The sequence below is a fragment of the Dietzia aerolata genome (assembly GCF_014144865.1).
GTDB classification, from domain to species: Bacteria; Actinomycetota; Actinomycetes; order Mycobacteriales; family Mycobacteriaceae; genus Dietzia; species Dietzia aerolata.
On record NZ_JAALDM010000112.1, the window covers coordinates 1 to 18,500 of the forward strand.

Below are 18,500 nucleotides of genomic sequence, written 5' to 3' on the forward strand. Positions count from 1 at the left end.
CCCGGCGCCCGCGGATGCAGCCCCCGCCGCCCGCGTGCCGAGCTCGCCCCTGACCTCCGGCATCGCGCGCGTCCTCGACGACCTCGTCCGCATCCCCGGCACCCGCTACCGCGTGGGCGTCGACCCGGTGATCGGGCTCGTGCCCGGCGTCGGCGACGCGGTGGGAATCGTGGTGGCGGGGGTCGTGATGGTGGAGGCCGTCCGCAACCGCGTGCCGGTGCGGATCCTGTTCCGCATCGGCTGGAATTACCTGGTCGACGCGGTGCTGGGCACGATCCCGTTCGTCGGCGACGTGGCCGATGTGGCGCACAAGGCCACGTCCAAGAACCTGCGCCTGGTCAACCGCACGATCGCCGAGGGCAAGACCATCGACACCACCGCCCGCGGCTACATTCTGCGGGCGGTGGGCGCGGTGGCCCTGATGCTGTTGATCCTGCTCGGCATGGCCGGCCTGGCGCTGTGGGGCCTGCTCAAGCTGATCGGGCTATTCTAGAAGGCTGGCCTCGCTGCGCGCCGCGCCGCTAGCCGGAGGTCACTGGGAGGAGGCGCCGGACCACGTCGTCGAGGGTGACGACGCCGCGCACCTCGGAGACGCGGGTGCCCGGGTGGTCGCCGGATTGTTCGACGACGACGAGGTGTGCCCGCGAATCACGCATCCGGCGGAATGCCTCGGCGACGGACAGATCTTGCTCCAGGGAAAGGCACGGGCGCATGAGGTCGCGGGCGGTGGCGGTGTCGGCCACCCCGATCGAGTCGCGTGCGTGCACCACGCCGGCGGCCGTGTCGTTCTCCAGCACCAGCAGACGCAGGTGGCCCGTCCGGCGGGCGGTCTCGCGGATCTCCTCCGGGCTCGCGTCGACCGACACCGACGACATCTCGGACTCGGTCGCGGGAGCGTCGGCCTCGCGCTCGCCGAGCAGATCGCCCACGGTGAGCTCCTGGAGCTCGAGGGCGCTGAGCAGCTGACGCTGGCGCGACTGGTCGAGCGTGCCGGCCTCGCCGGAGTGGCGCACCAGCTCGCGCAGCGAGTCGGCATCCTGGCCCGCCGAGACCTCGTCCTTGGTCTCCACGCCGAGCGCGTGGAGGATCTTGTTGGCCGTGTTGTTGAGCAGGAGCAGCAGCGGGCGGGTCACCCACAGGAACCCCCGCATCGGCAGCGCCAGTAGCGACGCCGAGTACTCAGGATGGGCGATGGACCATGACTTGGGCGCCATCTCACCCACCACCAGGTGCAGGAACGTCACGATGATCAGCGCGAGGATGAACGCGATGACATCGGCCGACCACAACGGCAGGCCCCAGCTGGTGAACAGTGGGGTGAGCCAGTGGTGCACGGCCGGCTTGGTGATCGAGCCGAGGGCGAGCGCGGCCAGGGTGATGCCGAGCTGGGCGCCCGCCAGCAGCAGCGTCAGTTCGGAGGCGTTGCGCAGGGCGGCACGTGCGGCGACGCTCGTGGCGGCCGCATCCTCCAGGCGGTGGCGGCGTGCGGAGATCAGGGAGAACTCCACGGCGACGAAGAACGCCGACGCCACGATGAGTAGTGCGGTGATGGCCACCACGACGAGCGGGTTACTCATGATTCCCGACGGTGCTTCGGCGGCGAGATGGGTCATGGTCATCATCGGGCAGCCTCCTCGACCGCCACGTACAGCTGGGCCGGCACCCGACGTTCGACCTGCCGCACCTCGGTGCGCAGGATCCGGGAACGGGACAACTCCTCGAACACGTCGGTGTCGGGCAGGTCCACGTCCACGCGGTCGCCCACGTCGGGCAGATCGCCGGAGGTCTCGATGACCAGGCCGCCAAGGGTCTCGGCGTCGGTGTCGGGCAGGGTCACGTCGAGCAGACGCTCCACCTCGTCGAGGTGGGTGTCACCGCTGACCACCCAGCCGTCGCCCTCACTGACGGGGATGCCCGCCGCGGCCTGGGGGTCGTGCTCGTCGACGATCTCGCCGACGATCTCCTCGGCCATGTCCTCCATGGTCACCACGCCGGCGAACCCGCCGTACTCGTCCACCACCACGGCCATTTCGGCGTCGGCGGTGTGCAACCTGCTCGCGACCTCGGGAAGGGGCAGGGAGGTGGGCACCACGATCGGGGCGCGCATCAGCTCGGACACCCGGAGCAGGGTGGTGTCCTGTGAGTCGTCATCAGACACCGCGAGCAGGTCGTGCAGGTCCACCACGCCGATCACGTCGTCGGAATCCTCACCGACCACCGGGTACCGGGTGTGGCCCTTCGCCATCCGGGACAGCACGTCGCACACGGTGTCCTCACCGCGCACCACGTCGGTGCGCGAACGCGGGACCATGGCGTGCTCGGCGGGCTGGCCGGGGAAGTCGAGCATCCGGTCCAGCAGCCGGCTGAGCTCGGGGGAGAGTTCGCCGGTCTCGCCGGACTCGGCGACGATGTGCTCGAGGTCGCGAGCGGTGGCCGAATGCTCCTTGTCGTGGACCGGCTCGATGCCGACCAACCGGAGCAGTCCCTCGGAGGCCTTGTCGAACAGGCTAATGAGCCAGCCGAACACGGCCAGGTAGATGGTGGTGGAGCGGGCCAGCCAGCGGGCGACAGGCTCGGGCCGGGCGATCGCCAGGTTCTTGGGGACCAGCTCGCCGAAGATCATCTGGACCACGGTCGAGAACAGCAGTGCCAGCACGGTGCCCACGGCCACGCCGACCCCCTGCGGGACGGATGCGAGGCCGAGCAGTTCGCCGAGCGCACGGCCGATGAGCGGTTCGGCCACATAGCCCACGACCAGGGTGGTGATGGTGATGCCGAGCTGCGCGCCCGAGAGCATGAATGAGGTGCGGCGGGTGACGCCGAGAACCCGCTTCGCGGCCGCGTCGCCCTTTTCGGCGGCGGCGCCCATGCGGGAGCGGTCTACCGCCATGAATGCGAATTCCTGGGCCACGAAGTAGCCCGTCATCGCGGTGATCGCGAGGACCACTACGACGCCAATGAGTAGTGAGAGCGCGATGCTCATCCGGTGTGCCCCCTTCCGTGAAGGGGGCGGCTAGATCGGGCCGGGGTGTCGGCTCGGCTCACTGGAGGTGCTCCTGCGCTTCTCTCATGGGGTTCCCGAGTGGAAGTTCTCGGGATGAATCGCCTATTCTCCCGTCCACGCGCGGGATTGTCGACTCCCACCTTGCGCGGGTGGCGAAGAACACTGGTTTGTCACATGGGCTTTGCAGGAGTACCACTGTCTGACATGACAACTCGGAACCCCGAGGTGGCTCTCGCCGATTCCGACCGTAGATTCTTCGGTCACCCACTCGGTCTGGCCAACCTCTCTGGCATCGAACTGTGGGAGCGCTTCAGCTTCTACGGCATGCAGGGCCTACTGGCCTACTACATCTATTACTCGGTCGGCGAGGGTGGCCTGGGCTACTCCGAGCAAATCGCCACCTCGATCGTCGGCGCGTACGGCGGAACGGTCTACGCCTCCGCCATCCTCGGCGGTTGGGTGTCCGACCGGCTCTTCGGAGCCGAACGCACCCTGTTCGGTGCGGCCGTGATGATCATGGTCGGCCACCTGTCCCTGGCGTTGGTCCCCGGCGCGATCGGACTGGGGATCGGCCTGGTGCTCGTCGCTGTTGGCGCCGGCACCCTCAAGGCCACGAGTTCGACCGTCATCGGAGACATGTACACGCTGGTGGATCACCGGCGCGACGCGGCGTTCTCGATCTACTACATGGCCGTCAATATCGGCGGGCTGCTCGGTCCGCTGGTCACCGGCGCATTGTGGGACACCCACGGTTTCCACTGGGGATTCGGTGCCGCCGCGGTCGGCATGGCGATCGGTCTGATCCAGTACGTGGTCATGCGTGGTTCCACTCTCAAGGGCGTCGGTTCGGTCGTTCCGAATCCCTTGCCCCGCTCGCGCTGGCTTCCGTATTTCGCGGGCGCCATTGTGGTCGTCGTACTCATCGTCGTGGCCTTCGCGACCGGTGCGGTGGCACTCGAATCGTTGGCCGCCATCGTCACCGCGATCGCCACGATCGGTGCGGTGGCACTGTTCGCTATGTTGCTCGGCAGCAGCAAGACCCAGCCCGACGAGCGTCGCCGGGTCCTCTCCTTCATTCCGATGTTCCTGGCTTCGGTGATGTTCTGGGCCCTGTTCCAGCAGCAGTTCACCGTGATCGCGATCTACTCCGATCAGCGGCTGAACCGCAATATCGGCAACTGGGAGATCCCCGCCAGCTGGGTGCAGTCGATCAATCCGCTGTTCATCATCATCTTCGCGGCGGTCTTCGCCACGATGTGGGTCAAGCTCGGCGACCGCCAGCCGTCCACACCGATGAAGTTCGCCCTCGCGAACCTCATCATGGGAATTGCGGCCCTGACCTTCCTGCTGTTCGTCGGCCACGAGTCCACGCCGATTCTGGGCATCGTCGGAATCCTGTTCCTGTTCACCATGGCCGAGCTGCTGCTCTCACCGGTCGGGCAGTCACTGGCGACCAAGCTCGGACCGCAGGCGTTCAAGACCCAGATGGTGGCGCTGTTTTTCCTCACCGTCTCCATCGGCAGTGCGCTCTCCGGTGTGCTGGCCGGCTACTACGACCCGACGGATGCCGGCGCCGAGCGCATGTACTTCCTGGTCCTGGGCATCGCGTCGATCGCGGTGGCCGTGGTGATCGCGCTGCTGTCGCCGTGGATCCGCAAGAACATGATGGGCGTTCGCTGACCCGGCCAGCGGTCTGGCGCCTCGCCCCGTCGTACGGAATTACTCAACGCCGCACAGTCTGTGTCGGCAGCAGAAGGGCCCCGGGACACGTTCCCGGGGCCTTTCTGCATCGCATCGCTCCCGCCCACGTCATCGAGAAGTGACTTCGTCCCGCATCGTGCGAGTAGATGTGTGCGGAACCCTCTGCGCGATGGTGGGGCGAGCCAAGGCCAGACCAGTTCAGCCATGACCAGCCAGGCGAGTGCGGGTCAGCCCAGGTCAGTGCGGCCCGGCCCGGCCAAATCCGACGCACCGGGCGCAAGAGCCCCTGGCACAAAGAACCCGCTGCTCCGATTCCTCGGAACAGCGGATTCTCTGGGGCTCAGCGCTCAGCGCTCAGCGCTCGGGGCTCAGCGCTCAGCCTCAGTCGGCCGATCCGGTCTGCCACTCTTCCCAGGGCACGGACCAGTCGCCGTTCTGCCACACGCCCAGCTCGGGTCCGCCGGTACCCTTGACCTCCACGACGTCGCCGGTGACGGCCTGGTCGAAGTACCACTGCGCGTCGGTGGGGGACAGGTTGAGGCAGCCGTGCGAGGTGTTGGTGTTGCCCTGGGCCCACATGGACGACTCGAGGGCGTGGAAGTAGATGCCGTCGTTGGTGAGTCGGACACCGTTGGCGACGGTGACCTTGTAGCCGGCCGATAGCGGCAGGCCATAGGTCGAGGAGTCCATGAGCACGGAACTCGACTTGTCGAGGACCGTGTAGTTACCCGGCTGTGTCCAGAAGTGCATGGTCGTGTTGCCGTAGGTGGCCCAGCCGCCCTTGCCCATCGACGTGGGCAGGGACTTGACCAACTCCCGGTTGTGGAAGACGTTGACCATCTTGTCGGCGTCGTCGACGATCGCCACGCGGCGCTCGCCGATCGAGAAGTCCACGGACTCGTCGCTGCCGCCCCACTGGCCGTCGCCGAGGTCACGGCCCTCAAGGTCCAGGTTCACCGACACCTCGGTGCCGGTGGCGTAGTACTCCTTGGGGCGCCAGTGCGCATTGGAGTCGTTGAGCCAGTACCAGTTGCCCTCGACCTCGGGTCTGGTGGTGACGGTCATGTGCTCCTCGACCTTGGCGCGGTCGGCCACCGGCTGGTCGAACTTGGCGGCGATGACGATGCCCACGCCGTACTCGCGGCCGGACTCCAGTGGCGCGCCGCCGGTGGTCACCAGGCTCGCGTCCACGACGGACTGCGGGTTGGCCATGGTGAACGAGCGCTTGTCGGTCTTCGGTGCGCCGGCTTCGCCCTTGTAGGTGGTCTCGAGCGTGTAGGTGCGTCCGTAGCCGAGCGGGATGTCCGGCATCCACTCGGTGCCGTCCGCGGAGATGGTGCCCTCGATCTCCTTGCCGGAATCGTTAGTGAGAACGACTTCGGTCAGCGTGCCGTCGGTGACGGTGGCCGAGACGCCGTCGCGGATCGCCACGCCGGTCGCCCCGTCCTTGGGGGTGACCGTGAGTTCGGCCGGGGCGGGCGCCTCGGACGTCTCGACCCCTGGCGTGGTCTCACCGGCGGAGCCGGTGGGGACGGGCACCGTGCATCCGGAGATGATGAGGATCAGGGCGGCCAATCCTGCGAGCAGGGCGAACGGGACCAGTGCCGCCGGGCGCGCGGGGCCGGCGGGCCGGGACAGGGACATGCATTACTCCAGAGACAACAGCGTGAGACGTAGGTAGCACGTGGGGCACGACGTGGGATCGGCCGGTGAGTACCGGCGTACGTCCACATGATGCCTGTCGGGTACGACACACAGCGAACCGAAACCCCTGTGGTCGGCGTGTCGTTGCGGAGTTGTGACCGGCCGGAGTGTTTCCCGCTCACATCCTGTGACCTGCGTCTCAGCTGGGGGTGTGGTGGGTCGCCGCGTGCGGGCCGGTCCCGCGCGGGTGCTCCGTCGCGCGTCGTTTCCGGTCGCCGCGCCCCGGCATCGCGGGCAGCGGGTAGAACGGAGGGCATGGGAATCGATCGTCCAGTGACCATCATCGGCGGCCACGGCAAGGTGGCCCTGCGCGCCGCGCGGATCCTGTCGGAAGCGGGTGCCGACGTGTATTCGGTGATCCGCAACCCTGAGCACGCCGACGACGTGCGAGCGGCCGGAGCCACCCCGGTGGTGGCTGACGTGGAAAAGGTCGACGACGACGGTTTGCGTGAAGTCCTGCGGGGCAGTGGCTCGGTGGTCTGGTCCGCCGGCGCCGGGGGCGGCAATCCCGAGCGCACGTACGCCGTGGATCGCGATGCGGCCATCCGCTCGATGGAGGCCTGCGAGGCAGAGGGTATCGAGCGCTACGTGATGGTGTCCTACGACGGGGCAGGCAAGGACCATGGCGTGGCCGAGGACAGCTCCTTCTTCCCGTATGCCGAGGCCAAGGCCGCCGCGGATGAGCACCTGCGCGAATCGAAGCTCAAGTGGACGATCCTCGGGCCGGGCGCTCTCACCGAGGAGCCCGGAAATGAGTCGATCGGCGTGGGTGACGACAAGCGTGAGGACCGTAAAACCAGCCGTGATGTGGTTGCCGATGTGATCGCGGCGGTGCTTCGTCGGCCCGACACCGTGGGCCGGACCATCGAATTCTCGGACGGCGACACCCCGATCGGCGAGGCGCTCACGCGCGAGTAACTCGGCGGGGCGCCCTCACGCACGAGTGGATCGGCGAAGGTCCTCGCGTGGTGAGACGAGGGGCCGTTCGCGAATGGTGTTGACGCGCTGCCCGGGGAAAGTGTGTCTGCCGAATCCTCATCTGCGGGTCTAGGATTCGCTTCGTAGTCGCCGACCTCCGGGAGCCCTTGCACATGATGATTCGAGCCCGCGGGCTGCGCCAGACGTTCCAGAGCCGAAAGGGCCGGGAGAAGGTCGAGGTGCACGCGGTCGCCGGCGTCGACATCGACGTGGCCGAGGGCGAGGTGGTCGGCTTCCTCGGGCCGAACGGCGCGGGGAAGACCACCACGCTGCGGATGCTGACCACCCTGCTGCGCCCAACCGCCGGCGAGGCGACCGTCGCCGGGTACGACGTGGTGACGCAGTCCGCCGAGGTTCGTCGCAGGATCGGCTACGTCTCCCAGGTCGGCTCCACCGGTTCGGAGACCCGGGCTGGGGAGGAGGTCGTCGACCACGCGATGCTCTACGGGATGTCCCGTGCGGATGCCACGTCCCATGCGCGAACCCTGTTCGACGAGCTCGAACTGGACGGGTTGTGGGACCGCAAGTGCGCCAAGATGTCGGGCGGCCAGCGGCGTCGGCTCGACGTGGTGATGGGTCTCGTCCACTCGCCCTCGCTGGTTTTCCTCGACGAGCCGACCACAGGTCTGGACCCGCAGGCCCGCGCCAACCTCTGGCAGCACATCCGTGGCCTGCGGGAACGCCGCGGTGCAACCGTTTTCCTCACCACCCACTACCTCGACGAGGCGGACGCGCTGAGCGATCGGATCGTGATCATCGATCACGGGCAGGTCGTGGCGGAGGACACCGCCGAGAATCTCAAGCGGCAGGTGTCCGGGGATCTCGTGGAGATCGAGGTCGCTGACCCCGCACGTGTTGCTGACGCCGCCGGGGTGCTCGACCGGGCCATGCGATCCGGGGCGGGGCCGAGTGGACGGGCACCGGGCGAGGTCACTGTCGACGAGAACCGACTCGCCGCACGGATCGACAGGGCCGCGCTGGCGCTGCCGGACATCGTCCGGGGCATGGATTCAGCCGGCATCACGCTCGTCTCCGTCGACGTGACCCGCCCATCCCTCGACGACGTGTTCCTCGACCTGACCGGCCGTTCCCTCCGGGACAGCTAGACAGTCGCCACCCGCACCCGCACCACACCGGCATCCACGCCCGCAGCCCACACTTATCCGAGCCCCGCCAGGAGTCCAGCAGTGACCTTCTTCCGCGAGTCGTTCATCATCTTCCGTCGGCAATTGCGAACGAACCTGCGTAACCCGGCCTGGGTACTCATCGGCATCATGCAGCCGGTCCTGTACCTTCTGCTGTTCGCCCCACTGCTCACGCCCCTGACCGAACAGTTCGGGGCGACCAACGCCTACACCTTCTTCGTGCCGGGCCTGCTCGTGCAGCTCGGCATCTTCGGGGCGCTGTTCGCCGGATTCGGGCTCATCGCCGAGTGGCGCGAAGGCGTGGTAGAGGCCGAGCGCGTGACCCCGGCCAACCGGACCGCGCTGCTGTTCGGCCGCGTCTTGCGTGACGTCCTGCAGCTCCTGGTGCAGGCACTGATCCTCGTCGGCCTGGGCTACGCGATGGGGATGGAAGCCCCTATCCAGGGCGTCGCGCTGGGTATCGGGCTGACCCTCCTCACCGGAGCCGCAGGGGCCGCCGCCTCCAATGCACTGGCGCTCACCGCCAAGAGCGAAGAGGTCATGGCACCCCTGACGAACATGCTCATGATGCCGATCATGCTGCTGTCGGGCATCCTGCTGCCCATGACGCTCGGACCGGCCTGGCTCGAGCGGGTCTCCGACTTCATCCCGTTCCGCTACATCGTCGACACCGCGCGCTCGGCGTTCGCCGGAACCTTTGTCGCCTCCACGATGCTGTGGGGGATCCTGTGGGCCGTGGTCCTGTTCGTGCTGGCCGTCTGGTGGGGCACCCGGGTGTTCCGGAAGGAGAACGCCTGATCCCTCAGTGGCCCGGAGCGAGCGTGACTCGCGCTCCACCGGCGGTGTCGTGGTACGCCATCGGCGGGCTCAGGGTTATCCTCCACAGGTGAAGATCCTGGTGGGCGGTTCGTGGATCACGGTGATCTGTGCCCTGCTCACGGCGCTCTGGAGCGTCCCACAGTTCCTGATCGAGGGAACGGTCACGCTGAGTACGCACCCTTTATTTCCGGTGTTATTCCTGTTCCCGGCACAGATCGGTGTTCCGGTGAGTCTGCTCATCGCGTTGAACTCCGTGCTCATGGCGTCTCGTCGTCGTCTCATTTCCTTTCCCCGGATACTCATGGCGGGCGGCCAGATTCTCACCGTGATCCTGTTGTTCGCCTGTGCGCTGTTCCTGCTGATGCCCACAGCCTTCGGGCGTGAGTTCATCATGATGGCGCTGGCGTTCCAGATCGGTCAGGTGGTCGTGGCGCTCGGGCTGGGGCTGCACGTCCTGCAGCGTCGGCGGCAGCGCGACCCCAATGCGGTGGTGCGCGGCGGTGACCGCGACGACGCGCCGCGACTGTGACTGACATGATGGACCGCATGCGAGCCATTCATATCTCCAGTCATGACGGACCCGCCGCCCTCGAGGTCGTCGACATCCCCGAGCCGGAGGCGCAGGACGGTCAGGTTCTCATCGATGTGCACGCCTCGGGCGTGACGTTTCCCGAGGTCCTGCAGACCCGCGGCAAGTACCAGATCTCGCCGCCGTTGCCGTTCGTGCCGGGCTCCGAGATCGCCGGAGTGGTCCGCTCGGCCCCCGAGGGATCAGGCTTCGCCGCCGGCGACCGCGTGTGCGCCTTCCCCGGGCTCGGCGGATTCGCCGGTGTGGTGGCCACCGATCCGTCGCAGGTGTTTCCGCTGCCGGATTCCCTGACCTTCGTCCAGGGCGCGTCGGTGCCCATGAACGTCCTCACCGTGCACTTCGCGCTAGCCCACCGCGGGCAGCTCAAGGCCGGCGAGACGGTGCTCGTCCACGGGGCCGGCGGCGGGATCGGGATCGCCGCGACCCAATTCGCGACTGCACTGGGCGCCCGCGTGATCGCCGTGGCCTCCACCGAGGACAAGCGCGCGCTGGCCCTGAGGGCCGGTGCGTCGGACGCCATCGCGCCCGAGGGATTCAAGGACGCCGCGAAGGAGCTCACCGGCGGGAAGGGCGTCGACATCGTCGTTGACCCCGTGGGCGGCGACCGGTTCACTGACTCGATCCGCGCCCTCGGCCAGGAGGGGCGGATCCTCGTCATCGGGTTCACCGCCGGCGAGATTCCCACGGTCAAGGTCAACCGCCTGCTGCTCGGCAACAAGAGCGCCGTGGGCGTGGGCTGGGGCGAGTACTGGATGAGCAACCCCGGCTACCTCCAGAAGCAGTGGGCGGACGTGCAGCCGCTGTTGGCTGCCGGCAAGCTCGACCCGCTCGTCGGAGCGGAACTTCCGCTGGAGAAGGCCACCGAGGCGCTCGAACTCATGGACGGCCGCGGCGCCGTGGGCAAGATCGTGCTCACCCACGGGCGTTGAGTCGCGGCGCCGCTGCGGCGGTGAACTCCAACTTTTTGGAAATGTTGGAGTTGGTGTGGAGTTCGTGGTGCGTAGCAGGTCAGGGCGGGCGCTGAACTCCAACTTCAACTCCATCTCCACGTCCACCACCACGTCGACCTCGCCCTCGGGCCGCGGTCAGCGCGTGAGCGACTGCAGGCGGCGACCCGCCTCGTCCAGCACCTCCGGGCGCTTGCAGTACGCGAACCGCACCAGGTGCGACCACTCGTCGGCGAACGTGTCGACGAACGGCGTGAACGGCACCGCCGCCACGCCGATCCGCTCCGGGAGTTCGAGGCACCACGCCGCCGCGTCGGTCACCCCGAGCGGGCGCGGATCGGCGGTCACGAAATAGGTTCCCTGGGCGACGACGAGATCGAACCCCACGCCCTCGAGCACGGTCGCGAGCTGATCGCGTCGATCCTGCATGCCGCTCCGCAGAGACGTGATCCACTCCTGCTCGTGACGCAGCGCATGCGCCACCGCGATCTGCAGCGGCGTCGCACCGGTGAAGCTCATGTACTGCTTCGCGGTACGCACCCCCGCGACGAGCTCCGCCGGCCCCGTCACCCAGCCCACCTTCCAACCGGTGCAGTTGAGCATCTTGCCCGCGCTGGAAATGCGCAACGTCCGCTCCGCCATCCCCGGCAACGTGGCGATGGAGATGTGCTCTATGCCATCGAAGGTGAGGTGCTCGTAGACCTCATCGGAGATCGCGATCGCGTCGAACTCCCGGCACAACGCCGCGATCTCCTCCAGATCCTCACGCGGCAACACCGCCCCCGTCGGATTATGCGGCGTGTTGACGATGATGGCCCGCGTCCGCGGAGAAAAAGCCGCCCGCAGCGAGCCGACGTCCAACCGGAACCGACCGTCCGACAAGACCAACCGAGCAGAATTGCGGACCGCTCCGGCCATCGCGATGGTCGCGGCATAGGAGTCGTAGTACGGCTCGATGACGACGACCTCGTCGTCGTCGTCAACCAACCCCACCACCGCACCCGCGATGGCCTCCGTCGCGCCGACCGTCACCAGAACCTCGGAGTCGGGATCGCGCACAAGGCCGGTACTGGCGCGCTCGACGTCCGCGATCGCGTGGCGCAGCTCGGTGACGCCCGGGCCCGGCGGATACTGGTTGTGGCCCTCGCGCAATGCCCGCACGGCGGCCTCGATCATCGACCCGGGACCGTCGGTATCCGGGAAACCCTGGCCCAGATTGATCGCATCGTGCCTGGTGGCGAGCTGGGACACCTCGGCGAAGATGGTCGTGGCGTGCGGGGCGAGTCTGGGGACCGTCATGGGAGCAGCCTAGGGCGGGCCGGGACCGCGGGTGGGGGTCGGTACCACGCGGGGAGCGATACGATGGGGGACATGACCGATCCTCACGCCGCCACGTCCGTCACCCGCGTCGGACCGTGCACCCAGCGTCGCGCGGTCCTGCTGGCACTGCCCGGGATCGCGATCCTGCCCGGAATCCTCTCCGCGTGCGGCATGACCCCGCCGCCCGAGCCCGCCTCGACCGTGCAGGAGACCACCACCGTTCCGTCGACGACCATCGACGCCGCCGAGATCCCCGTCGGCACCGCCAAGCAGGTCGATGCCGGGGGCGAGAACGTGATCGTGGCGCAGCCCAGCGAGGGCGAGTTCGTGGCCTACTCCGCCGTGTGCACCCACCAGGGTGGAAACGTGCAGGTCGTCAAGGGGATGACGCTGCGCTGCCCGCTCCACGGCGCCGAGTACGACGCCACCGACGGGGCCAACACCCTCGCGCCCGCGCCGCGGCCGCTCGACGCCGTGCCCGTCGCGGTGCAGGGGGACAAGCTCGTCCTGGGCTGAGGTGGGCCGGGTTGCGGTGCTTGGCCTGGGGTGCGGCGGCGGCCGGCCCGCGGCCCTAGCCAACGCGAAGAGAGTTCAGCCCGCATCGCTCGAGAAGCAAGTGCGCCGAACCCTCTGCTCGATGGCGCATGTGTGTTGAGTCGTTGCGCGCAGCGTCCTGTGAGGTCGGTGGTTGGCTGACTCGGCCCCGGGTTGCGGTGGCGCGCGCGCAGGGGTAGAGATTAAGACACGTTCTCAGGGCGGGGTGAGATTCCCCACCGGCGGTGATGTCACCGGTCCCATGACCGGCGGCGAGCCCGCGAGCGCCCCGCATTCGCGGCGGCCCGGATGTTTCCGGGGCGATCACGAGCGGGGGTCAGCAGACCCGGTTGGATCCCGGGGCCGACGGTCATAGTCCGGATGGAAGAGAACATCGCGCCACCCGCGCGGACCCCGGCCTGTGCGGTCGTGGCGAGTAGGGGTGACGTGGCATAAGCCCTGGGCCGTCTGTGAAGAGCCCGTGAAAGGGGCACACGATGAGCCTTCTCGTCTCATTCCTCGACGCGCAGTTGATGATCGGCGGAGTTCCGATCCTGTGGCGCGAGATCATTGGCAACGTATTCGGCCTGGCGGCCGCGATCGGCGGGATGCGCCGCGTCGTCTGGGCGTGGCCCGTCGGAATCGTCGGCAACCTCACCCTGCTCACCGTATTCCTCGGTGGCGTCTTCCACACCCCGCAGGACGTGGACCTCTACGGGCAGGCCGGCCGGCAGGTCATGTTCCTGGCGGTGGGCGTCTACGGCTGGTGGCGGTGGTCGAGCGAACGGCGGCGCAATGCCGCGCTCGTGGTCGACGGGGCCCTGCCCGGCGAGGCCGGTGCCGAGGCTGCCGCGGTGCGACCGCACTGGGCGACCGGGCGGCAGCGGGCCGGCCTGGTCGTGGGGATGATCGCCGGCACCCTGTTCTTCGGCTGGGTGTTTGCCCAACTCGGCTCGTGGGGGCCGTGGGCGGACGCGTGGATCTTCACCGGGTCCATCCTGGCCACCTACGGCATGGCCCGCGGGTGGACCGAGTTCTGGCTGCTGTGGATCGCGGTCGACATCGTGGGCGTGCCGCTGCTGCTCAAGGCGGGCTACTACCCGTCGGCGGCCCTGTACCTGGTGTATGCGGTGTTCGTGACCTGGGGGTTCGTAGTGTGGTGGCGAGTCGATCTCGCCGAGCGCGCGGCGGGGCTCGTCGCCTCGGATACCGCGGTGTGGGCCGATCGGGACGCGGGTTCTGCGGGGCCCGCGGAGCCTGAATCGATTACGCAGGCCCGGTAGGCCGCGGACGGTCGGTTATCGCCCGGCCCCGGACGATCACGCAGCCTGGTGCGTGATCGTCCGCGCCGAGTCGCCGATGGTGGCCTCGCCGGACGAGACCATGGTCCGCATGAAATGCTCCTGCTCGTCCCAACCGCGGTTCGCGGCCCGCTCCCGACCGCCGGGGAAGAGCGTGGCCACGGACCGTGCGAGGTTCACCGGCATCCGCATGACCGGGTACCAGGGCGGCACGAAGGTCGGCAGTCCCAGCGTGCGCATGGCCGACGGCCCGAGGAACGCGCTGGTGATGGACAGATGCTGGTGTCGTGCGATGCGGCGGCGCACGTTCTCGAAGCGCGGGTAGTTCCAGCCCAGCGGGTCGTCGATCATCGGTCGCGAGAGAAGCTGCGTGGTCTCGTCAGGTGTAGAGAGGGCGCACGAGGTGTGGTACAGAATGCCGACGCCGTCGCGGAAGCTGCGCGGGAGGAAGTCGTCCTGCACGCCCATGAGCAGTCCGACGTAGCGGGTCAGGTGAGCGATCGCGTCATACTCGCTCGGCTTGCTGATCTTGCCCATTGCGATCCCGCCGACCGACGGGGCGATCAGCGAGCCCACCAGGGTGGCCGCCATGTCGGTCTGGTTGATCGGCAGCCCCCAGGTCTCGGGCTCCCAGTCGGGCATGGCGGACACGTGCCGCCTGACCAGGGCGTGGATCATCCGCACCCGGACGGTCGATCGGTAGCCGGCGCCGCCCACCTGGAGTCCGCCCTCGGCGATCACGTCGAGCGCCCAGCGGGTGGTCTCAGCGAAGCGGGCGTTGGGTCCCTTCTCCAGGGCGCCCGTTCGCAGAAGCGTCTGGTTGAAGCCGGAGAACATGTACCCACCCAAAAGTGCCACGTCGCGGGCGATGTAGAGCCCGTCCGCGCCGCCGCTGCGCATGACGGCGGCACCCAGTTCGAGCTGCTCGCGGTCGAGCCAGTTCGGGATGGCCTCCACCAGCCGGAAGAACTCCATGAGCGGGGCCGGAGCGTCCGGCACGGAGTCGACCCCCTCGGCCAACGCCTGCTCGAACATCGGCCGGGCCGTGGCCATGCCGTCGGAGTACATCCACTCGACCAGATCGTCGGCCGGGGCGTCGCCCACGTTCAGGCATTCGCCCAGGTAGCGGAAGTATGACGCGTCGGGGACGCGGTGTCCGAGCAGGGTGCTGAACGCCTTGATCCCGGCCGGGACCCGGCATGGGCCGTCCGGGTGCCGGGACGGTGGTGTCGTAGGCCTCGTGGTGCTCGTGGACATCGTGACTCCATCCGGCTCAATTCTGGCAACGTGTGTGATCCAAAACATAAAGTGGCTGATAGAGTCCTGTCAATGGCCAGATCGGACGTGGTGCGCAACTACGGCGGAGTCAGTGCCGACGAGCGGCGCGCCGAGCGTCGCCGTCGACTGCTGGCCGCCGGTCGCGAGGCCTGGGGTGGTTCCGGTCTAGGTGAGGTGACCGTCCGCGGGGTCTGCGCGTCGGCCGGACTGCAGCCGAGGTACTTCTACGAGCACTTCCCCGACCGCGGCGCGCTCGTCGGGGCCGTCGCCGACGAGGTCCGCACCGAACTCTTCACCACGCTCGTCGAGTCGAGCCTCGCGGTGGACGGCGACCTGGGTGAGCGGCTGCGGGCTGCACTGGCCGCGTTCTTCGGGATTATCGCCGCCGACCCGAGCCTCCACCGGATCATGAGCACCGACCTCGCTGGTGTGCCCGGCCTGGAGAAGCGCAGGTTGGAAACCCTCAACCTCGTCGCAGACCTGATCCTGGAGTACGGCGGGATAGGGCAGGGAGTGGGGGACCGGTCAGTCGCCGACGGCAATGACGGGGGCGTGAGCAATGACGGGGACTCCGGCATCGACGAGGCCGCATCCGCGGTCCCGGCCGACGGGCTCGATCCTCGCCCGGCCGCACTGTTCGTGGCCGGCGGCGTCAATCACCTGCTCGACAACTGGCTCGAGGCTCCCGAGGGGTCGCCGGAGGAGTTGGCGGACCTGTGCACCAGGCTGTGCCTGCTGCTCGTCAGAGATGCCCGGGACTCCCGGTACGGCCGCGAAGCCCGCGACGCCGCGGCCGTACCGCAGCCACCACGATGAGCGAGAGCGCGGCGAGGGCGAACCCGAGTCCGCGGAAGTCGATCCACGCGAAAACCAGGCCAGACAAAAGTCCGCCCGCCGCACCGGACAGTGCCACGGCCACGTCAGCCTGACCCTGCACGGTCGCTCGCACGGTGGTGGGAACGGACGTTGTCAGCGCGGTCGTGCCGGCCACCAGTCCGAGGCTCCAGCCGACGCCCAGCAGAATCAACGCCACCGCGACGAGCACCGTCGATTCTGGAGGCGCGACAGCGGCGAGCACCCCGGCCGCCAGCAAGACCACCCCGGCCGACGCGGCCACGGATCGCGTGCCGAACTTGTCCACCAGCAGCCCGGACAGGGGTGCGGGCAGGAACATCGCGGCCACGTGCAGCGAGATCACCAGGCCCACGACGGTTACCGCGTGATCGTGCGCGCGCATGTGCACCGGCGTCATCGTCATCAGTCCGACCATCACGAACTGCGTCAGCGCCATCACCACCACGCCGGTGATCACGTCGGCGTTCCACACGCGTGGCCGCGCCGGCAGGTCGGGGCCTGCGGACGTCGCGGAGTGGTCGGTGGTGCTCGCCGCGTCGGTCGCCGAGGAAGTGGTCTCAGCAGGCGTAGAGGAACCCCTTGGGGACGACGACGACCCCACCACGCCACCACTCACAGGCGCAGTGGCCGCCTCCCGGCGTCGCGCCTCGAGCAGTGGATCCGGGCGCAGGAGCACCCAGATGACGATTGCCGCGCTGCCGTACGCGACCGCGGAGAGCAGGAACGGTCCCGCCAAGGTGGGCAGTCCGAGCGAGTCGGCCACCGAGCCCATGGGGCCGACGAGGTTGGGTCCGGCCACGGCTCCGAAGGTGGTGCCGAGCAGGACATAGGACAGCGACCGCCCGCGCGTCGCGTCGGTGGCCAGGTCGGCGCCGGCGTAGCGGGCCTGCAGGTTGGTGGCGGTTCCGGAACCGTAGACGACGAAGGACAGGAACAGCAGCGGGAGCCAGCCCAGGGCTGCGGCCACCACGATCCCCACAGCGCCGATCGCGCCCCAGGCGAAGCCGGTCGCGAGGCCGGGCCGACGTCCACGGGCCTGCGAGAGTCGTCCGACCAGGATCGCGGCGACAGCGGAGCCTCCGGTGAACAGCGCCGATGGCAGCCCGGACAGTCCCGGCCCGCCGAGCAGGTCCTCGGCGAGCAGGGCTCCGACCGTGACACCGGCAGCCAGTCCCGCGCCGGCGAGGAGCTGGCCCAGGACGAGGACCGTGAGGATCCGACGCTGCGTGGGGTCGACCCCGGCCGCCACCTCGCTCGCCGCCGCCTGTGCCGAAACCTCGGCGCCCGCGTCCGAGCCGGCACCAGCCCCCGCCTGAGTCATCTCTCCACCCAACTCCGTGCGTGAACCAGCACGTCAACCGCGGTGGTCTTGCCGGCCGGTCGCAGGTCGTGACGCAGCGAGACCACCTCGAGGCCTTCGGCGCCGCGGGCGAGCTCGGTGATTCCCGGGAGCACGGTGGGATCCTGCGGGCCGCCGACGCCGCGCCGGAGGTTCTCGGCGGCGTGGCCCAAGTAGACCAGATGCCCGCCGGGCCGCAGCCACCCTCCGGCCGAGCGAAGCACGTCGACCAGCGTGTCCAACTCGAGGTGGAGGAACCCGATCACCACCAGGTCGACCTTCTGCTCCGGCTCCCAGGTGGTGGCGTCGCCCACGACCCAGTCCACGCTGCCGCTGCGACCCTCGTCGGAGTCCTTGTCGCGTGCCTGCTCGATGGCCACCTCGGAGAAGTCCACGGCTTCGACCCGCCATCCGTGCGCGGCGAGCCAGCGGGCGTGCCGGCCGTCGCCGCAGGCCAGGTCGATCGCGGTGCCGACGGACAGTCCCGCGTCCTCGGCGGCGGTCACCTCGGAGACGATCCGGGCGGCCGGGGTCGTGCCCCAGACGTCGGGCTGCGCGAGGTAGCGGGCGTTCCATTCGGCTGCGTCCACGGGGGAGGTCCTTTCAGTTCACATCAGTTTGCGTCGCGTAGCTCTGTCGGAGCCAACGCAGGTGTTCGGTGTCGCCCTGGAGTTCCAGTCTCCTCCACAGCACACTGCCGGGGACGGCTTGGCTGGGATGACAGTCCACGGCGGCGCGCTGGGCGGTCCGGTCGACGCTCAGGACGAGATCGATTTCTGACGCCGGCCGGCCGAGGAAGCCCGCGTAGCCGTCGTCGTCCAACTTCGCGCAGATCTCCTCCGGCAGGGTCCACGCCAGGACGCCGAGCCCGTGGCGGGCGGCGACGCGCACGGCGGCGTCGGTGGCGGCCACGTGGTCCGGGTGCCCGCTGATCCCGGTCGTGTCGAACGTCAGGATCCCGTCGGGCCGGGTCGCGGCGACCGCGC

Annotated in this window: 18 protein-coding genes and 1 riboswitch; of the genes, 10 read left to right on the forward strand and 8 right to left on the reverse strand. The window is 68.8% G+C overall.

Annotation, left to right across the window (positions count from 1 at the left end):
* Positions 1 to 34: 34 nt before the first annotated feature.
* A complete protein-coding gene (locus G6016_RS07350) occupies positions 35 to 493 on the forward strand; it encodes a DUF4112 domain-containing protein (RefSeq protein WP_422110456.1) in 459 nt (152 codons plus the stop codon).
* Positions 494 to 521: 28 nt separating this feature from the next.
* Here the strand turns inward: G6016_RS07350 and G6016_RS07355 are convergent, their stop codons facing one another.
* The gene (locus G6016_RS07355) at positions 522 to 1,577 is read right to left on the reverse strand and encodes a CNNM domain-containing protein (RefSeq protein ID WP_182632032.1); all 1,056 of its coding nucleotides are present in this window, start codon (positions 1,575 to 1,577) and stop codon (positions 522 to 524) included.
* A 41-nt stretch (positions 1,578 to 1,618) separates the two neighbouring features.
* A complete protein-coding gene (locus tag G6016_RS07360; RefSeq protein ID WP_182632018.1) occupies positions 1,619 to 2,983 on the reverse strand; it encodes a hemolysin family protein in 1,365 nt (454 codons plus the stop codon).
* Positions 2,984 to 3,208: 225 nt separating this feature from the next.
* Here G6016_RS07360 and G6016_RS07365 point away from each other — a divergent pair, with 225 nt between their 5' ends.
* On the forward strand, positions 3,209 to 4,684 hold the full coding sequence (locus G6016_RS07365; RefSeq protein ID WP_182632019.1) for a peptide MFS transporter: 1,476 nt from the start codon (positions 3,209 to 3,211) through the stop codon (positions 4,682 to 4,684).
* 402 nt (positions 4,685 to 5,086) lie between these two features.
* Here G6016_RS07365 and G6016_RS07370 read toward each other — a convergent pair whose 3' ends face one another.
* A complete protein-coding gene (locus G6016_RS07370) occupies positions 5,087 to 6,349 on the reverse strand; it encodes a L,D-transpeptidase (protein WP_182632020.1) in 1,263 nt (420 codons plus the stop codon).
* Between the two features lie 315 nt (positions 6,350 to 6,664).
* Between G6016_RS07370 and G6016_RS07375 the strand changes: the two genes are divergently transcribed.
* From G6016_RS07375 to G6016_RS07395, 5 genes are all read left to right on the forward strand, one after another.
* On the forward strand, positions 6,665 to 7,327 hold the full coding sequence (locus tag G6016_RS07375; RefSeq protein ID WP_182632021.1) for an SDR family oxidoreductase: 663 nt from the start codon (positions 6,665 to 6,667) through the stop codon (positions 7,325 to 7,327).
* A 176-nt stretch (positions 7,328 to 7,503) separates the two neighbouring features.
* A complete protein-coding gene (locus G6016_RS07380; protein WP_182632033.1) occupies positions 7,504 to 8,493 on the forward strand; it encodes an efflux ABC transporter ATPase subunit, DrrA-related in 990 nt (329 codons plus the stop codon).
* Positions 8,494 to 8,574: 81 nt separating this feature from the next.
* Positions 8,575 to 9,330, forward strand: coding sequence for an ABC transporter permease (locus G6016_RS07385; protein WP_182632022.1), 756 nt, complete (start codon positions 8,575 to 8,577; stop codon positions 9,328 to 9,330).
* An 88-nt stretch (positions 9,331 to 9,418) separates the two neighbouring features.
* Complete coding sequence (locus tag G6016_RS07390) at positions 9,419 to 9,880, forward strand: hypothetical protein (protein ID WP_182632023.1); 462 nt, start codon at positions 9,419 to 9,421, stop codon at positions 9,878 to 9,880.
* Between the two features lie 17 nt (positions 9,881 to 9,897).
* Positions 9,898 to 10,869 (forward strand): NADPH:quinone oxidoreductase family protein, encoded by a 972-nt coding sequence (locus tag G6016_RS07395; protein WP_182632024.1) that lies wholly within the window; start codon positions 9,898 to 9,900, stop codon positions 10,867 to 10,869.
* 156 nt (positions 10,870 to 11,025) lie between these two features.
* Here G6016_RS07395 and G6016_RS07400 read toward each other — a convergent pair whose 3' ends face one another.
* The gene (locus G6016_RS07400; protein WP_182632025.1) at positions 11,026 to 12,186 is read right to left on the reverse strand and encodes a pyridoxal phosphate-dependent aminotransferase; all 1,161 of its coding nucleotides are present in this window, start codon (positions 12,184 to 12,186) and stop codon (positions 11,026 to 11,028) included.
* A gap of 72 nt (positions 12,187 to 12,258) precedes the next feature.
* On the opposite strand from G6016_RS07400, the gene G6016_RS07405 reads away from it, so the two are divergent.
* Together G6016_RS07405 and G6016_RS07410 are read left to right on the forward strand one after the other, a co-directional pair.
* Positions 12,259 to 12,723, forward strand: coding sequence for a Rieske (2Fe-2S) protein (locus G6016_RS07405; protein ID WP_241729925.1), 465 nt, complete (start codon positions 12,259 to 12,261; stop codon positions 12,721 to 12,723).
* 226 nt (positions 12,724 to 12,949) lie between these two features.
* Positions 12,950 to 13,138: riboswitch (FMN riboswitch) on the forward strand.
* Positions 13,139 to 13,238: 100 nt separating this feature from the next.
* Positions 13,239 to 14,024: a nicotinamide mononucleotide transporter family protein gene (locus G6016_RS07410; protein WP_241729927.1), complete on the forward strand. Its 786-nt coding sequence runs from the start codon at positions 13,239 to 13,241 to the stop codon at positions 14,022 to 14,024.
* Positions 14,025 to 14,060: 36 nt separating this feature from the next.
* On the opposite strand, the gene G6016_RS07415 is transcribed toward G6016_RS07410, so the two are convergent.
* Entirely contained in the window at positions 14,061 to 15,299 is a 1,239-nt protein-coding gene (locus G6016_RS07415) for an oxygenase MpaB family protein (protein WP_182632027.1), read from the reverse strand.
* Positions 15,300 to 15,371: 72 nt separating this feature from the next.
* Here G6016_RS07415 and G6016_RS07420 point away from each other — a divergent pair, with 72 nt between their 5' ends.
* Positions 15,372 to 16,136, forward strand: a complete 765-nt coding sequence (locus G6016_RS07420) for a TetR/AcrR family transcriptional regulator (protein ID WP_182632028.1) — start codon at positions 15,372 to 15,374, stop codon at positions 16,134 to 16,136.
* Here the strand turns inward: G6016_RS07420 and G6016_RS07425 are convergent.
* From G6016_RS07425 to G6016_RS07435, 3 genes are all read right to left on the reverse strand, one after another.
* The gene (locus tag G6016_RS07425; protein ID WP_182632029.1) at positions 16,063 to 17,496 is read right to left on the reverse strand and encodes an MFS transporter; all 1,434 of its coding nucleotides are present in this window, start codon (positions 17,494 to 17,496) and stop codon (positions 16,063 to 16,065) included. The two genes, G6016_RS07420 and G6016_RS07425, sit on opposite strands and share 74 nt — an antisense overlap.
* Positions 17,493 to 18,104, reverse strand: coding sequence for a methyltransferase domain-containing protein (locus G6016_RS07430; RefSeq protein WP_182632030.1), 612 nt, complete (start codon positions 18,102 to 18,104; stop codon positions 17,493 to 17,495). Before G6016_RS07430 ends, G6016_RS07425 begins: the two co-directional genes overlap by 4 nt.
* A gap of 13 nt (positions 18,105 to 18,117) precedes the next feature.
* On the reverse strand, positions 18,118 to 18,500 hold a 383-nt coding region (locus G6016_RS07435; RefSeq protein WP_479682401.1), incomplete at its 5' end, for a PIG-L deacetylase family protein.

Coding starts and splice junctions, on each gene's coding strand:
- G6016_RS07415 (WP_182632027.1), bottom strand. CDS start 15,299: ATGTCCACGAGCACCACGAGGCCTACGACACCACCGTCCCGGCACCCG.
- G6016_RS07375 (WP_182632021.1), top strand. CDS start 6,665: ATGGGAATCGATCGTCCAGTGACCATCATCGGCGGCCACGGCAAGGTG.
- G6016_RS07395 (WP_182632024.1), top strand. CDS start 9,898: ATGCGAGCCATTCATATCTCCAGTCATGACGGACCCGCCGCCCTCGAG.
- G6016_RS07405 (WP_241729925.1), top strand. CDS start 12,259: ATGACCGATCCTCACGCCGCCACGTCCGTCACCCGCGTCGGACCGTGC.
- G6016_RS07410 (WP_241729927.1), top strand. CDS start 13,239: ATGAGCCTTCTCGTCTCATTCCTCGACGCGCAGTTGATGATCGGCGGA.
- G6016_RS07370 (WP_182632020.1), bottom strand. CDS start 6,349: ATGTCCCTGTCCCGGCCCGCCGGCCCCGCGCGCCCGGCGGCACTGGTC.
- G6016_RS07360 (WP_182632018.1), bottom strand. CDS start 2,983: ATGAGCATCGCGCTCTCACTACTCATTGGCGTCGTAGTGGTCCTCGCG.
- G6016_RS07425 (WP_182632029.1), bottom strand. CDS start 17,496: ATGACTCAGGCGGGGGCTGGTGCCGGCTCGGACGCGGGCGCCGAGGTT.
- G6016_RS07420 (WP_182632028.1), top strand. CDS start 15,372: ATGGCCAGATCGGACGTGGTGCGCAACTACGGCGGAGTCAGTGCCGAC.
- G6016_RS07380 (WP_182632033.1), top strand. CDS start 7,504: ATGATTCGAGCCCGCGGGCTGCGCCAGACGTTCCAGAGCCGAAAGGGC.
- G6016_RS07400 (WP_182632025.1), bottom strand. CDS start 12,186: ATGACGGTCCCCAGACTCGCCCCGCACGCCACGACCATCTTCGCCGAG.
- G6016_RS07355 (WP_182632032.1), bottom strand. CDS start 1,577: ATGAGTAACCCGCTCGTCGTGGTGGCCATCACCGCACTACTCATCGTG.
- G6016_RS07365 (WP_182632019.1), top strand. CDS start 3,209: ATGACAACTCGGAACCCCGAGGTGGCTCTCGCCGATTCCGACCGTAGA.